The 15,520-nt window shown below is 62.1% G+C and carries 13 protein-coding genes; 7 read left to right on the top strand and 6 right to left on the bottom strand.

Annotation, left to right across the window (positions count from 1 at the left end; genetic code table 11):
* Window positions 1–25 precede the first annotated feature (25 nt).
* The 3 genes from torA to WA302_RS10920 all read right to left on the bottom strand — a co-directional run bounded on the left by torA (window position 26) and on the right by WA302_RS10920 (window position 4,224).
* Window positions 26–2,500, bottom strand: a complete 2,475-nt coding sequence (torA, locus tag WA302_RS10910) for a trimethylamine-N-oxide reductase TorA (protein WP_099817475.1) — start codon at window positions 2,498–2,500, stop codon at window positions 26–28.
* Window positions 2,501–2,512: 12 nt separating this feature from the next.
* Window positions 2,513–3,586, bottom strand: coding sequence for a NapC/NirT family cytochrome c (locus WA302_RS10915; RefSeq protein WP_336063880.1), 1,074 nt, complete (start codon window positions 3,584–3,586; stop codon window positions 2,513–2,515).
* 215 nt (window positions 3,587–3,801) lie between these two features.
* Window positions 3,802–4,224, bottom strand: coding sequence for a nucleotide triphosphate diphosphatase NUDT15 (locus WA302_RS10920; RefSeq protein WP_043136420.1), 423 nt, complete (start codon window positions 4,222–4,224; stop codon window positions 3,802–3,804).
* A 247-nt stretch (window positions 4,225–4,471) separates the two neighbouring features.
* Here WA302_RS10920 and fruB point away from each other — a divergent pair, with 247 nt between their 5' ends.
* The 4 genes from fruB (at window position 4,472) to WA302_RS10940 (ending at window position 8,994) form a co-directional block, all read left to right on the top strand.
* Window positions 4,472–5,605 carry a fused PTS fructose transporter subunit IIA/HPr protein gene (gene fruB, locus WA302_RS10925; RefSeq protein WP_049294865.1) on the top strand — a complete coding sequence of 378 codons (1,134 nt, stop codon included), beginning with the start codon at window positions 4,472–4,474 and terminating at the stop codon, window positions 5,603–5,605.
* Window positions 5,602–6,543 (top strand): 1-phosphofructokinase, encoded by a 942-nt coding sequence (fruK, locus tag WA302_RS10930; protein ID WP_043136417.1) that lies wholly within the window; start codon window positions 5,602–5,604, stop codon window positions 6,541–6,543. Before fruB ends, fruK begins: the two co-directional genes overlap by 4 nt.
* Before the next feature lie 11 nt (window positions 6,544–6,554).
* Entirely contained in the window at window positions 6,555–8,240 is a 1,686-nt protein-coding gene (fruA, locus tag WA302_RS10935) for a PTS fructose transporter subunit IIBC (RefSeq protein WP_197835094.1), read from the top strand.
* Window positions 8,241–8,400: 160 nt separating this feature from the next.
* A complete protein-coding gene (locus tag WA302_RS10940) occupies window positions 8,401–8,994 on the top strand; it encodes a DJ-1/PfpI family protein (protein WP_025303540.1) in 594 nt (197 codons plus the stop codon).
* Window positions 8,995–9,013: 19 nt separating this feature from the next.
* On the opposite strand, the gene nfo is transcribed toward WA302_RS10940, so the two are convergent.
* Both nfo and WA302_RS10950 read right to left on the bottom strand, forming a co-directional pair.
* On the bottom strand, window positions 9,014–9,853 hold the full coding sequence (nfo, locus tag WA302_RS10945) for a deoxyribonuclease IV (RefSeq protein ID WP_049205268.1): 840 nt from the start codon (window positions 9,851–9,853) through the stop codon (window positions 9,014–9,016).
* 98 nt (window positions 9,854–9,951) lie between these two features.
* Window positions 9,952–11,025, bottom strand: a complete 1,074-nt coding sequence (locus WA302_RS10950; RefSeq protein WP_261456902.1) for a YeiH family putative sulfate export transporter — start codon at window positions 11,023–11,025, stop codon at window positions 9,952–9,954.
* Window positions 11,026–11,217: 192 nt separating this feature from the next.
* Here WA302_RS10950 and WA302_RS10955 point away from each other — a divergent pair, with 192 nt between their 5' ends.
* The 3 genes from WA302_RS10955 (at window position 11,218) to WA302_RS10965 (ending at window position 14,076) form a co-directional block, all read left to right on the top strand.
* Window positions 11,218–11,415 (top strand): hypothetical protein, encoded by a 198-nt coding sequence (locus WA302_RS10955; RefSeq protein ID WP_043136401.1) that lies wholly within the window; start codon window positions 11,218–11,220, stop codon window positions 11,413–11,415.
* 97 nt (window positions 11,416–11,512) lie between these two features.
* Window positions 11,513–12,379, top strand: coding sequence for a DNA-binding transcriptional regulator YeiE (gene yieE, locus WA302_RS10960; RefSeq protein ID WP_025303536.1), 867 nt, complete (start codon window positions 11,513–11,515; stop codon window positions 12,377–12,379).
* A 218-nt stretch (window positions 12,380–12,597) separates the two neighbouring features.
* Window positions 12,598–14,076 (top strand): amino acid permease, encoded by a 1,479-nt coding sequence (locus tag WA302_RS10965; protein ID WP_025303535.1) that lies wholly within the window; start codon window positions 12,598–12,600, stop codon window positions 14,074–14,076.
* Between the two features lie 45 nt (window positions 14,077–14,121).
* Here WA302_RS10965 and WA302_RS10970 read toward each other — a convergent pair whose 3' ends face one another.
* Window positions 14,122–15,222 carry a GGDEF domain-containing protein gene (locus WA302_RS10970; RefSeq protein ID WP_049205271.1) on the bottom strand — a complete coding sequence of 367 codons (1,101 nt, stop codon included), beginning with the start codon at window positions 15,220–15,222 and terminating at the stop codon, window positions 14,122–14,124.
* Window positions 15,223–15,520: the final 298 nt, after the last annotated feature.

The raw sequence follows: 15,520 nt of genomic DNA on the forward strand, positions 1-15,520 counted from the left end.
TTGCGCCCCCTTGCTTGCCGGTAAATCAGGCGCCTTGCGGCACCGCGTGCGCGGTATTTTTCAGCGCCGGCCCCTGATATTTCTCGATCTGCAGCTGCGCCATCTGCCCGCAGTTGCCCTGCGCCAGGCTGGAAGAGCCGATGTCGAAGGTCAGGCAGTTGACGTTACCGTTCTTGCACAGCGAGCCGGGCTGCGCCGGATCGGCCGGATCGAACCAGGCGCCTTCGCTGATGCGCACCACGCCGGGCCGCACGTCTTCGCTGACCACCGCGCCCACCAGGATCTGGCCGCGATCGTTGTACGCCCGTACCAGATCGCCGCCACTGATGCCGCGCGGCTGCGCGTCCTGCGGGTGGATCAGGATCGCTTCACGATCCGCTACCGCGTATTTCTCGCGCAGCGGCGTGTTGTCGAGCTGAGAGTGCAGCCGGTTGGTCGGGTGCGCGGTATTGAGCGACAGCGGATACTTGGCCGCTTCGGGCCCGCGATACCACTCGTGCGGCGGCATCCAGGTCGGGATGCCGGGGCAATCCGCATAATGCATTTTGGCGATCGCGTCGGAGTAGATCTCGATCTTGCCCGACGGCGTGCCCAGCGGGTTCAGCAGCGGGTTGTCACGATAATCGGCGAAGCGCACCCACTGCTTATTGGCCTCGGGCACCGGGAAACGCACGTAGTTATTGGATTGCCAGAACATGTCGAACGGCGGCAGCGCCACCCGCGCGGCGCGCGCCTGGTTTTTCATGTCGTCATACATGCCTTTCAGCCACTGGGTTTCATCCTTGCCCTCGGTAAAGGCCTCCTGCACGCCCAGCCTGGCCGCCATCGCCGAGAAGATGTCGAAGTCACTGCGCGATTCGTGCTGCGGCGGCACGCATTGATGCATCGGGAACACATAGAGCTGCGAATAGTCACCCCCCATCTCCAGATCGTTGCGCTCGTAGCTGGTGGTGGCCGGCAGCACGATATCGGCATGCTTGGCGGTGGCGGTCCAATAAGGTTCGTTGACCACGATGGTGTCCGGCCGCTGCCAGGCTTTGACCAGGTTATTGGTGTCCTGATGCTGGTGGAAGGTGTTACCGCCCGCCACATACACCATTTTCACCTCGGGGTAGGTGACCTTGGCGCCGTTGAAGTCGATGGTTTTGCCCGGGTTGCTCAGGCATTCGGCGATGCGCGCCACCGGGATCGGCGCCGGCGAGTTTTTCGGCGCATTGCCGGCGGAGATGCCGGCGATGATGCCACCCTTGGCGGTTGGGCTACCGCCGGACGAATAGTGGTAGCTGAAGCCGAAGCCGCCGCCCGGCAGGCCGATTTGGCCGAGCATCGCCGCCACCGTCACCAGCAGCCAGTGCTGCTGTTCGCCGTGGTGCTGGCGCTGAATGCCCCAGCCGCCCATGATCATGGTGCGGCTCTTCGCCATCTCGCGCGCCAGCGCGCGCAGCGTGTCGGCATCGACGCCGCTGATGTCGGCCGCCCATTCGGCGGTTTTCGCCACGCCGTCGCTCTCGCCCAGCAGGTAGGCCTGGAACTTGTCGAAGCCGACGGTGTAGGTTTTCAGGAAGTCCGGGTTATGCAGCTTCTCGGTCAGCAGCGTGTGGGCGATGCCGATCAGCATGGCGCCGTCGGTGTAAGGGCGCGGGGCGATCCACTGCGCATTGACGAACTTGGCGCTGTCGTTGTGCACCGGATCGATGCTGATCACCCGGGTGCCTTTTTTCTTCAGCGCTTCGAAACCGGTCTGGCCGACGTGATCCGGCACGTTCCAGCTATTTTTCAGCGTGACCATCGGGTTGCAGCCCCACAGGATCACCAGCTCGCTGTTTTCGATCACGTTCGGCCAGGCGGTCTGCTGTTCGTAGACCTCCATCGAGCCGACCACGTGCGACATGATCACCTGCGCCGCGCCGGTGGAGTAGTCGCCGGCGTAGCCGAGGAAGCCGCCGGTCAGGTTCATCAGGCGCTGCAGCAGCGTGCGGCTGTTGTGCAGCATGCCGACGCTTTTCCAGCCGTAGGAACCGGCGTAGATCGACTGCGGGCCGTGATCTTTCTGCAGGCGGGTGATCTCATTGCACACCAGCTCGGTCGCTTTATCCCAGCTGACGCGCACCCACTCGTCGCGGCCGCGCAGCTCGGTACGGCTGCCGGGGCCGCCTTCCAGCCAGCTTTTACGCACCATCGGGTATTTGATGCGGTTCTCGGCGTGCACCTGATAAGGCGCCATGGTGATCAGCTCATTGGGATACGGATCGTCCTGCACCGGCTGCACGCCGACCATCTTGCCGTCCTGCACGATGGCCTCAAACGCGCCCCAGTGGGCGCCGGTCAGGATGCCTTTTTGCGCCTGACGCAAGACGATGAACTGCGGCAGCGCTTCGCTGATGGCCTGCGCCAGTGCCGCTTTGGGCCATAAGCCCGCCAGCAGCGGGGCGGCGGTCAGCGCGGCGGCGCCGGTCAGAAAGCGGCGGCGGCTCATGGTTAACGGTTGTTGGTTGCTCATTGCGCTTCTCCCTTAAAGCTTGGCCGGTGCGGCAGGTGGCATGTCGCTGGCGTGTTTTTGTACGTATTGTGTCAGCACGCGCAGCTGTTCCTGCGTCAGCGAGGTGCGCGGTGCCATGCCTTTGATGACGCCGATCCATTGGTTGGCGTTGAAGCGATCGAGCGCGGTCAGCCCGTGACAGCCGGTGCAGTTGGCCGACATCATGTCCGCGGCGTAGCGCCAGATTTTTTGCTGATCGTCGATCAGCTGCTTGCGCGCGTCTTCACCCAGCAGCACGCTGAGGATGCGTTTGCCCTGCGCCGCGTAGAACACTTCGCTGACGCCGTCTTGCTGCCAGCCGCTCACGGTGGCCTGCACCTTGTCGCCCTCCTGTTTCACCACCTGCACTTCGGTGGACGGCATCAGGTTGCCGGCGTTATGGCTGTCGTCCGCGCCGAGGAAGAACGGTTCGGTGGCGATGGTGTAGAGGGTGGTGGCGCCCGGTGCGGTCAGCGCCGCGGCCTTGGCCAGCTCGGCGGCACCGGCCTGGGTTTCGCCGCTCATGTCAGGCAGAATGTGGGCCACGCCTTTATGGCAGTCGATGCAGGTTTCGCCCTGTTTGATCGCCACCGGGTGCTGCAGGCGCGCCTCAGGGCGCTGGGCGGTGATGTCCATGGCGTCGTAGCTGTGGCAGGAACGGCAGGTCGCCGAATCGTTTTCTTTCAGCGTCTTCCAGACCGACTGCGCCATCGCCAGCTTGTGCGCTTCGTATTTTTCCGGCGTATCGATGGTGCCGACCATCTCGCCGTAGATGTCTTTTACCGCGCGGATCTTGGTCCACAGGTAATCGATCGGCTGATGGGGGACGTGGCAGTCGGCGCACTCGGCGCGGATGCCCTTGGTGTTTTGGAAGTGGACGCTGCCCTGATATTCGGCCAGCGGTTGTTGCATGGTGTGGCAGGAAACGCAGAAGGCGGTATCGCTGGTTTTATGGAATACGGTGGCAGTCCCGGCCAACAGCGCCGCGCCGAGGATAATCCCCAGCAGCAAAAGCCATAACCATCCCCACCGGCGCTTTTTTTCAAAGCCAGTCAGTTTTTTGCTCATGGTAAACCCGCTTATAATTATGAATTTAAAATAAAATCTTGCCAAAAGGCCACCGACCGGAGGTCAGAATGCCACGTCGATTGCAGGGGTAATAATAGAAGAGGGTTAACCCCATGGGGTTATCCGTAGTCAAAAAAATGGTTTATATCGCAAAAAATAGCGTTATATTCTAATTTATATAGCGGTGGGGCGGCGCAGCACGCGCTCGCGATGGGTCAGGCCGTGGGCAGATAGGCCTGGCCGCTCAGCCACAGGCGGATCGCTGTGCGGCTGGCTTCGAAATGGGGTTCCGGCAGAGAGTCTGGCGCGCACCAACGCCATTCGGCGCATTTTTCGGGTTCTTTCAGCTCGGCTTCGCCGCCGGGGTGATCCACCTGCAGGCAGATAGACACGGTGTGTTTGCCTTCGGCGTGCCAGGTTTGCAGATTGTTGCTGACGCCAACGAAGCGCGGCGGATCGATGATCAACCCGGTTTCTTCGGCAATTTCGCGCTGGGCGCACTGCTCGAAGGTTTCACCGGCATCCAGATGCCCGCCGGGGATCGACCAAAAGGGCGCGTGGGAGCCGCAGCGTTTGCCCAGCAAAATCTCGCCTTGCGGGTTGACGATGATCACCCCGACGCCCGTCACTACATTCATGCTTTTCTCCGTCAGCAAAGTTTCAGCACAGTATGTCATTTTGCCCCGGCGCTGACCAATGCGCCGATGAAAGTGTGCGTAAGCTCAAAAATCTGCAATGGCGAAAGGGAGAAAGCTTGCTTTCATCTTGCGCTGCTTACACACTACTTGAAACGTTTCAGCGTTATCCGACCGCTTGTGGGCAGCGGGTAACGCTCCTTTTTCTCAATAAAGCTGAAACGATTCAATTCAGCAGGAGAGGAGAATCATGTTCCAGTTGTCACCGCAAGACATTCATCTGGGCGCCGCTGCCGCCGATAAGCAGGGGGCCATCCGTCAGGTGGCCGCCGCGCTGACCGAAGCCGGCTGCGTCAGCGCCGGTTATGTGGACGGCATGCTGCAGCGCGAACTGCAGACGTCCACCTACCTGGGCAACGGCATCGCCATTCCGCACGGCACCACCGATACCCGCGATCTGGTGTTGAAAACCGGCGTGCAGGTGTTCCAGTTCCCGCAGGGCATCGCGTGGGGGGAAGGCCAGACCGCCTATGTGGCGATCGGTATCGCCGCCCGTTCCGACGAGCATTTGGCGCTGCTGCGTCAGCTTACCCACGTGCTGAGCGATGACAGCGTGGCGGAGCGGCTGGCGAAAACCACCTCCGCGGAAGAGCTGCGCAGCCTGTTGATGGGCGAACGGCAGAGCGCTGAATTCCAGTTCGACGTTTCGCTAATTGCGCTCGACGTCGCGGCCGACAGCCTGATGACGCTGCAGGCGCTGAACGCCGGCCGTCTGCAAAAAATCGGGGCGGTCAACGCGCAGTTCGTCAGCGATGTCATCACCCGCAGGCCGCTGAATCTGGGGCAGGGCATTTGGCTGAGCGACAGCGTTGAAGGCAACCTGGCCAGCGCGGCCACCGTCAGCCGCCCGGCGCAGGCTTTCGTGGAAGACGGCGAGCCGGTGGCGCTGCTGCTGACGGTGTCGGTCGCCGACGCGCAGCCGCTGGCGGTGCTCAACTACCTCAGCGATCTGCTGCTGGCCAACAAAGCTGAACGCTTGCTGAAGGCGGATGCCGCCGGGGTGCTGGCGCTGCTGACCAGCGACGTGGCGGAAGAGAGCAGCGTGCTGAGCGCCGAATTCGTGATCCGCAACGAGCATGGCCTGCACGCGCGGCCGGGCACGGCGCTGGTCAACGTGATCAAAAGTTTCAACAGTGACATCACCGTCACCAACCTGGACGGCAGCGGCAAGCCGGCCAACGGGCGCAGCCTGATGAAGGTGGTGGCGTTGGGCGTGAAGAAAGGGCATCACCTGCGCTTTACCGCCAATGGAGAAGATGCTGAAGCCGCGCTGAAGGCGATTGGCGAAGCGATTAATGAAGGACTGGGCGAGGGCGCAGCATGAGCAGAAGAGTAGCAACAATCACCCTGAACCCGGCGTACGATCTGGTGGGTTTCTGCCCGCAGATCGAGCGCGGGGAAGTCAACCGGGTAAAAACCGCCGGCCTGCACGCCGCCGGTAAGGGCATTAACGTCGCCAAAGTGTTGAAGGATTTAGGCATCGACGTCACCGTCGGCGGCTTCCTGGGCAAAGACAATCAGGACGGTTTCCAACTGCTGTTCAGCGATCTGGGGATCGCCAATCGCTTTCAGGTGGTGCCGGGCCGCACCCGCATCAACGTCAAGCTGACGGAAAAAGACGGCGAGGTGACCGATTTCAACTTCTCCGGCTTTGAAGTGACATCACAGGACTGGGATCGCTTCGTCAGCGACTCGCTGAGCTGGCTGGGCCAGTTCGACATGGTGGCGGTGAGCGGCAGTCTGCCGGCCGGTGTCGATCCCGACGCCTTTACCGACTGGATGACCCAGCTGCGCGCCAAGTGCCCGTGCATCATTTTCGACAGCAGCCGCGAAGCGCTGGTCGCCGGGCTGAAGGCCTCGCCGTGGCTGGTGAAGCCGAACCGCCGCGAGCTGGAAATCTGGGCCGGTCGCCCGCTGCCGACGCTGGCGGACGTGGTCGAGGCCGCGCATGCGCTGCGTGAACAGGGCATTGCCCACGTGGTCATCTCCCTCGGCGCGGAAGGCGCGCTGTGGGTTAACGCCTCCGGCGCCTGGATCGCCAAACCGCCGTCCTGTGAGGTGGTCAGCACCGTGGGCGCCGGCGATTCGATGGTCGGTGGCCTGATTTACGGCCTGCTGATGCGCGAATCCAGCGAACACACTCTGCGTCTGGCCACGGCGGTAGCGGCGCTGGCGGTCAGCCAAAGCAACGTCGGCGTGACCGATCGTCCCCAGTTGGCCGCGATGATGGCGCGCGTCGATCTGAAACCTTTCAATCAATAGCAGGAGGCAGAATGAAAACGCTGCTGATGGTAGACAGTTCGCTGGGGCAGGCCCGTGGCCACCTGGCGAAACGCATGCTGGAGGCCGCCGCGGCCAAAACTGGCCTGACGCTGGTCGAGTCACTGCAGGACGCCGAACTGGTGGTGGTGGCGGGGCAGGCTGCTCCTGCTGACGCCGGGCTGAACGGCAAATTGGTGTATGTGGGCGATGTCGAACAGGCGGTGCGGGAACCGGACGCTTTTCTGGCGCGTGCCCAGGCCGAAGCTGAAACCTATCAGGTGCCGCAGGCGGCGGCACCGGTGAAAGCCAATGGGCAAAAACGCATCGTGGCGATCACCGCTTGCCCAACCGGCGTGGCGCATACCTTTATGGCGGCCGAAGCCATTGAAAGCGAAGCCAAGAAACGCGGCTGGTGGGTGAAGGTGGAAACGCGCGGTTCCGTCGGCGCCGGCAACGCCATCACCCCGGAAGAAGTGGCGGCGGCGGATCTGGTGATCGTCGCGGCGGACATCGAAGTGGATCTGGACAAGTTTGCCGGTAAGCCGATGTATCGTACTTCCACGGGTCTGGCGCTGAAGAAAACCGCGCAGGAACTGGACAAGGCGCAGGCCGAGGCGGAGGTGTTCCAGCCGCAGCAGCGCGGTAGCGCGGCGCCGGCGGCGAAAAAGAAAGAGGGCAGCGGCCCGTATCGCCACCTGCTGACCGGCGTGTCCTACATGCTGCCGATGGTGGTGGCCGGCGGTCTGTGCATCGCGCTGTCGTTCGTGTTCGGCATCAAGGCGTTTGAAGTCAAAGGCACGTTGGCGGCGGCGCTGATGCAGATCGGCGGCGGCTCCGCCTTTGCGCTGATGGTGCCGGTGTTGGCCGGTTTTATCGCCTTCTCCATCGCGGATCGTCCGGGCCTGACGCCGGGCCTGATCGGCGGCATGCTGGCGGTGAGCACCGGCGCCGGGTTCCTCGGCGGCATCATCGCCGGCTTCCTGGCGGGTTATGTCGCCAAGGCGATCAGCAGCAAGCTGCGCCTGCCGCAAAGTATGGAAGCGCTGAAGCCCATCTTGATCATTCCGCTGGTCGCCAGCCTGATCACCGGCCTCATCATGATTTACGTGGTCGGCACGCCGGTGGCGAAAATCATGGAAGGTCTGACCCATTGGCTGCAATCGCTGGGCACCGCCAACGCCGTACTGCTGGGGGCAATCCTCGGCGGCATGATGTGTACCGACATGGGCGGCCCGGTGAACAAAGCGGCCTACGCGTTTGGCGTGGCGCTGCTCAGCTCTTCGGTGTATGCGCCGATGGCGGCGATCATGGCGGCGGGCATGGTGCCACCGCTGGCGATGGGTCTGGCGACACTGCTGGCGCGCCGCAAGTTCCCGAAATCCGAACAGGAAGGCGGCAAGGCGGCGTTGGTGCTGGGGCTGTGCTTCATCACCGAAGGGGCGATTCCGTTCGCCGCCCGCGACCCGATGCGCGTGTTGCCGTGCTGCATCGCCGGCGGGGCGCTGACCGGCGCGCTGTCGATGGCCTTCGGCGCCAAACTGATGGCACCGCACGGCGGGCTGTTCGTGCTGCTGATCCCGGGCGCGATTTCGCCGGTGTTGCTGTACCTGGTGGCGATCGCCGCCGGTACGCTGCTGGCGGGCGTAGCTTATGCCCTGCTGAAACGTGCTGAAGTACCGGTTACTGCCGCGGCGTAAGCCTCGCGATACCGCAAAACGCGCAGCCCCGAGCTGCGCGTTTTTGTTTGTGCCTTAGGCAGTTAGCACGATTTACCCCTGGTCAGAAACCACAACGCTTTCTAAGCTGATAGCGCGACTTTGTTCCTGCGAACAAGCAATGACTCAAGGAGATTCATCCGTGGCTAAAAAAGTGGCGATCGTACTCACACCCGGTTTCGCCGATTGGGAATACGCGCTGATTGCCGGCGTTGGCGGCCCGTTTTATGGGCTGGAGGTGGCGTTTTTTGCGCCGCAGGCCGGAACGCTTCGCTCACAGGGCGGGCTGACGGTCGAGGTTGAAAAAAGCGTGGCCGAACTGGCGGATTGGCGCCCCGAGGTGCTGGTGGTGGTCGGCGGCACCCTGTGGGAAACCGAACGGGCGCCGGATATCCGCGCGTTGCTCAACGAGCAGTCTCAACGCGGCGCGACTCTGGCGGGCATTTGCGGCGGGACGTTGGCGTTGGCGCGGGCTGGCCTGTTGAACGGCAGGGCGCATACCTCCAACGCTGCCGAGTTCTTGACGGGCAATGTTGAGGGCTACAGCGGGCAGCGCCATTACGTTGCGAGCGCCGCCGCCGTCGTGGATGACCGTGTCATTACGGCACCAGGCTCGGCGCCGGTCAGCTTTACCACCGCGGTGTTTAGGGCGGCGGGCCTGGATGAAGAAACGCTGCGCCAGTTCAGCGCCATGCTGGCGGCGGAGCACACGGTGGGGGAAACCGCTCGCGCATAGGCGAGCGGCCAAGGGAGGGTTACTGCTGTGCTTTCAGCCAGGCGATCTCTTCCGCCCAGATATCCGGGTTTACCGTTTCCAGAATCAGCGGAATATTGTCGAAGCGCGGATCGCGCATGATGTAGCTGAACACCGTTTTGCCGATGTTGCCTTCCCCCAGGCTGTGGTGGCGGTCGACGCGGCTGTTGAACTCGCTCTTGGCGTCATTCAGGTGCATGCCGCGCAGGTAGTTGAAGCCGACGATGTCGCCCAACTGCTTGAAGGTGTGCTCGCAGTCTTCTTCGGTACGCAGATCGTACCCGGCGGCGAAGGCGTGGCAGGTGTCGATGCAAACGCCGACGCGGCTCTTATCTTCCACGCCGTCGATGATCGCCGCCAGATGTTCGAATTTGAAGCCCAGGTTGCTGCCCTGGCCGGCGGTGTTCTCGATCACCGCCGTCACGCCGGCGGTTTTATCCAGCGCGATGTTGATCGATTCGGCGATGCGCGCCAGGCACTTGTCTTCATCGATTTGCAGCAGGTGGCTGCCGGGATGGAAGTTCAGCAGCGTCAGCCCCAGCTGTTCGCAGCGCTGCAGTTCGTCGATAAACGCCTCGCGCGATTTTTCCAACGCCTCGGCCACCGGGTGGCCCAGATTGATCAGGTAGCTGTCGTGCGGCAGGATCTGCCCCGGCCCGAAGCCGTACTGGGCACATGCGCTCTTGAACTTATCGATCACGTCGGCGGCCAGCGGTGCGGCCTTCCATTGACGCTGATTTTTGGTGAACAGGGCGAACGCGGTCGCCTCCAATTCGTGCGCGCGGATAACCGCCTGATCCACGCCGCCTGACGCGCTGACATGTGCACCGACAAACTTCATCTTCATTCTCCTGTGTTATCGGTGACATTATGGCATTGATGGCGGGCGGATTGAATGGCGAAAAGCGGCGGCCCGCCGAAGCGGACCGCCGAGGGGGATTACAGCAGGTGTTGCACCAGTTGGTTTATCGCGCCGCCGCCGACCAGCAGCCAGACGAACAGCAGCGTCGCCAGCAGAATCGGTTTCATCCCGGCCTGGCGCACGGCGCTGATGTGGGTGGTCAACCCCAGCGCCGCCATCGCCATCGCCAGCATCCAGGTGTCGGCGGTGATCAGATGGCGCACCAGCGTGGCCGGCAGCAGGTTGAAGGAGTTCAGCCCGGCGACGGCGATAAACAGCACGGCGAACCACGGAATGGTGATGGCGGATTTTTCCGCCTTGCCTGCGCTGCCGCGGCTGATGTAGCCCGACAGCAGCAGCAGGAACGGCGCCAGCATCATCACGCGGATCATCTTGGCGATCACCGCCGCATTTTCGGCGTCCGGCCCGATGGCGTGCCCGGCGGCGACCACCTGAGCCACTTCGTGGATGGTGGAGCCGGCGTAAATGCCGAAGGTTTCCTGGCTGAACGGCAGCCACTGGAAGTGTTCATTCAACTGATACAGCCAGGGATAAACGAAAATAGCCAGGGTGCCGAATACCACCACGGTCGAGACCGCTACCGCCACTTTGCTGGAATCGGCCTTCAGCACCGGCTCGGTGGCCATCACCGCCGCCGCGCCGCAAATGCTGCTACCGGCGCCGATCAGTATCGCGGTCTGGCTGTCGATGCCGAACACTTTCTTGCCGAGCCAGCAGGCCAGCAGGAAAGTGGTGATCAGGGTCAGTGCGTCGATGATGATGCCGCTGGCGCCGACGTCGGCGATCTGCTGAAAGGTCAGCCGGAAGCCGTAAAGGATAATCCCCAGACGCAGCAGCCGCTGTTTGGCCAGCTGTACGCCGCTGTGACAAACGGTTTGCCAGTGGGGGTACAGCGTGTTGCCCACCAGAATGCCGAGCAGGATCGCCAGCGTCAGCGCCCCCAGCCCCAGCTCCGCCACCCAGGGAATATCGCCGGCCCAGACGGCCAACGAGGTGAGCGCGCCGGTCAGCGCCAGCCCCGGCACCAGCCGTGGCAGGCCAAACAGCGGAAAGCGTCGCTCGGGATAGGTGTGAGTGGTATCAGTCGCCATAAAAGTCAGTCCTTCAGTCTGTTTCTTGCTGCTAAGAGTACGTTTGGGCTGAATAAAAGAGAAATTGATTATATATTTATAACCTATCTGAATAAGTGGTATGGGATCAGGCATTGGCATAACGCCGCATTGCGGCTAGGGTGTGGAGGAGCGGCGAGCCGCCGTCAACTTTCCAACTAACAGGAGCAGGCGATGGATACCGACGATCAACGCAGAGAGCAGGTAGATCAGGAAGTGGGGCGCGCGGTGCGGCGGTTGATTGAAGAAAACAAGGCGATCGACCGCGATCATCTCGTTGCGATGCTGCAATTGATACTGCGGGACGAAGCCGGCACGCCGCGCGAGCCGGTGCTGGCCGCGGCGGCGCAGCTGGTCGCGTTGGGTAAATAGCGCGCCGATCTGGCCGCAAACAGGGTAGCCTGGCCGGGCTGCCCACATCACCATGTTGGGTTCTCTGGCAGAACCTTCTTTCAATACCGGGACGGCTATGCATATCACGTTGCGTCAACTGGAAGTTTTCACCGAAGTGCTGAAAAGCGGTTCGACCACTCAGGCCTCGGTGGTGCTGGCGCTGTCGCAGTCGGCGGTCAGCGCGGCGCTGGCGGATCTGGAGGGGCAGCTGGGCGTGCAGCTGTTCGATCGCGTCGGCAAACGGCTGGTGATCAACGAGCACGGCCGGTTGCTGTATCCCAAGGCGCTGGCGCTGTTGGAACAGGCGGGGGAGATAGAGCAGCTGTTCCGCCATGACGGCGGGGCGCTGCGCATCGCCGCCAGCAGCACCATCGGCAACTACATGCTGCCGGAGATGATCGCCCGTTACCGTCGGGATTTTCCGGCCACGCCGCTGGAGCTGAACGTTGGCAACAGCCAGGACGTGATCGTAGCGGTGGCGGATTTTCGCGTCGATTTGGGGCTGATCGAAGGGCCTTGCCATATGCCGGAGCTGGTGACGCAGCCGTGGCTGGAGGACGAGCTGGTGGTGTTTGCCGCGCCGGACAATCCCTTGACCCACCAACCGCCGACGCTGGAGGCGCTGGCCAATGCGCCTTGGATCCTGCGCGAGCGTGGTTCGGGCACCCGCGAGGTGCTGGATCATCTGCTGTTGGCGCACCTGCCGCACTTCCAGCTGGTGATGGAACTCGGCAACTCGGAGGCGATCAAGCACGCGGTGCGGCACGGTATCGGCATCAGCTGCCTGTCGCGGCGCGTGGTGGCAGAACAGCTGGCCAGCGGCGCACTGGTAGAACTGCCGGTGCCGCTGCCGCCGCTGCGGCGCACCCTGTACCTGATCCGCCATCGGCAAAAGCACATTTCCAACGCCTTGCAGCGTTTTCTCAGCTATTGCGCGCTGTAATCGACAGCGCGTCACGTCCTCTGCTGCTGCGCAGGCCGAAGAAAGCATAAAAACCTGCGCGCGCTCACATTAATGAGAGTAAGTAAGGCCATAAGGGCCGCGGCTAATAATTGCCTCTGAATTATGAAGCTATCTTATATCAGTGCAATGTTGCTAGTTCACCGGCGGGTATTTGTTACAATCCGCCCTCATTTTTTCAAAGAGCAGATAGGGTACGAATGGCTCAGCAGGATATAAAAACATCGGGGCAGCAAGCACCCGGATTGCGCCGCGAGCTGAAAGCCCGGCATTTGACCATGATCGCCATCGGCGGCTCCATCGGCACCGGCCTGTTTGTGGCCTCGGGGGCCACGGTTTCTCAGGCGGGCCCCGGCGGGGCGCTGCTGTCTTACGCTCTGATCGGTTTGATGGTGTACTTCCTGATGACCAGCCTGGGCGAACTGGCGGCCTTTATGCCAGTCTCCGGTTCATTCTCCACTTACGGCGCCAAATACGTGGAAGAAGGCTTCGGCTTCGCGCTGGGCTGGAACTATTGGTACAACTGGGCGGTGACCATCGCCGTTGACCTGGTGGCCTCGCAGTTGGTAATGAACTACTGGTTCCCGGACACCCCTGGTTGGATCTGGAGCGCCCTGTTCCTCGGCCTGATGTTCCTGCTGAACTACATTTCGGTGAAAGGGTTCGGCGAGGCGGAATACTGGTTCGCGTTAATCAAGGTCAGCACGGTGATTATCTTCATCGCCGTCGGTGTGCTGATGATCGTCGGCATTCTGAAGGGCGGCGAGCATGCCGGCTGGCAGAACTGGACGGTAGGAGACGCGCCGTTTGCCGGCGGGTTCTCGGCGATGATCGGCGTGGCCATGATCGTCGGCTTCTCGTTCCAGGGCACCGAGCTCATCGGTATCGCGGCCGGCGAATCGGAGAATCCGGGTAAAAACATCCCACGCGCAGTGCGTCAGGTGTTCTGGCGTATCCTGCTGTTCTATATCTTCGCCATTCTGATCATCAGCCTGATCATTCCGTACACCGATCCGAGCCTGCTGCGCAACGACGTGAAAGACATCAGCGTCAGCCCGTTCACCTTGGTGTTCCAGCACGCCGGGCTGTTGTCGGCGGCGGCGGTGATGAACGCGGTGATCCTGACGGCGGTGCTGTCGGCCGGTAACTCGGGCATGTACGCATCGACCCGCATGTTGTACACCCTGGCGTCGGAAGGCAAGGCGCCGCGGATTTTCGCCAAGCTGTCGAAAGGCGGCGTGCCGCGTAACGCGCTGTATGCGACCTGCGTGGTGGCTGGCCTGTGCTTCCTGACGTCAATGTTCGGCAACCAGTCGGTTTACCTGTGGCTGCTGAATACCTCGGGCATGACCGGTTTCATCGCCTGGTTGGGCATCGCCATCAGCCACTACCGTTTCCGTCGCGGTTACATGCTGCAGGGGCGCGATCTGAACGATTTGCCGTACCGTTCCGGGTTCTTCCCACTGGGGCCGATCTTCGCCTTCGTGCTGTGCCTGATCATTACCCTGGGGCAGAACTACCAGGCCTTCCTGCAAGATAAGATCGACTGGTACGGTGTGACCGCGACCTACATCGGCATTCCACTGTTCCTGCTGATCTGGTTCGGTTACAAGCTGTCGCAAGGCACCCGTGTCGTGAAGTACAGCGAAATGGAATTCCCGAAGATGGACGTGAAGTAATTTTCGGTGAGTGATACGCGGCGGGGGTTCCCGCCGCGTTTGGCTTTACTTTTTCCCGCCTTTGGCTTCCGCCAGCGCCTGCTGCGCCGAACTCATCAAATCTTCCACCGTCGCATAATGCTGCGTCAGCGCCACAATGCCAGCGTTGAGTTGCATGTTCACCTCGCCGAACGCGCCAAAATCGTAAGGTGCCTCCAGCGGCGGCACGATGCGCGCCAGGAATTCGCTTTCCGCGCCGTAGGGCAGATCGTGCACCAGAATCAAAAACAGGCCGCCGGTATAGCGGCAGACGTAGTCGCTCGGGCGGATCAGCGTCTTGAGACGCTCGCCGACGGTGCGCAGTACGTCGTCGCCGATCTGGACGCCGTGGCTTTGGTAGAGCGCCGCCAGCGGACCGAACTCAAGAATGAACAGGTGGGAGATCGTCTGTGCCGCTGCGGGGCGGCAGATGCTACGCATCGCCACCTCGCCGCCCGCGCGGTTGAGGAAGCCGGTCAGGCGATCGCGGTGCGACGCCTGCTGCTTCTCCCAGGCCAGCGTGACGTGCTGCACCAGTTGGCGGTGGTAGCGTGCGATCATGCCATGGGCCAGCACCAGCCACAGCGGCGCGAGGTCCGCCAGGACAAACAGATTTTGCACGCGCGACAGCGGTGCTGCCAGCAGGTAAGGCAGCGTCAGCGCGATCACCTCAAGCAGCGCGAAGCGTGGCGCGGCGGCGTGGCGCTGCATCAGCCAGCAGGCCAGAGCGGTGATGGTGAGGCCGGCGAAAAGTATTAAAACGAAGCGGCCCGACAGCATCGCCAGCGCGGCGCTGGCGCCGACCAGCAGCGTCCACAGCAACACCGTCACCAGCATGGCGTCCGGCCAGGCAGGTTGACGCCGGCGCGCCAGCCAGGCTCGCCCGGCGGTCAACAGCAGCAACAGCAGCAGCAGGCCGATACCGATCAGCGGTCGGTTCAGCCAGGCGTACCCCACCAACAGCGCGACCGGCCCTGCGGCATTCAGCCAGGGAGTGAGAGGAGAGGGCGTCAGCGTGAGACGCAGCTGGCGTTGAAACGGCTCGTCATCGGCCTGCAGCGGGCTGTATAACAGCCAGTTCAGCAGCGCCGGACGTTTGGGCGTTGTCGCCGGAGATGGACTTCTCATTACAGCCTCGTCAATAAGGCCGCTCTTGCGGCGGCCTGAAGGTTTTTTGCACGCGCGGTGCTGTGGCTTTGGATTCTATGTGGTTTTGCCGTTATTTGTCAGAGTCTGGTCGGATCAGGAATCACTTTCAGAATAATGAACCTACTGGCCGCTGGCGGGGGTAAGCGTGGTGGTTTGAAAAATGGCGTGTAAAAACAAATTGTTACATTTCTATAACGCTGTTTTCACCGATTGATATGATTGATAAGTATTATCGTTTGCTTTATTGTGGACGGCTGCGCGCAGGCTGCTGCCGCAC

Source organism: Serratia sp. 201, assembly GCF_037027545.1.
GTDB lineage: Bacteria > Pseudomonadota > Gammaproteobacteria > Enterobacterales > Enterobacteriaceae > Serratia > Serratia bockelmannii.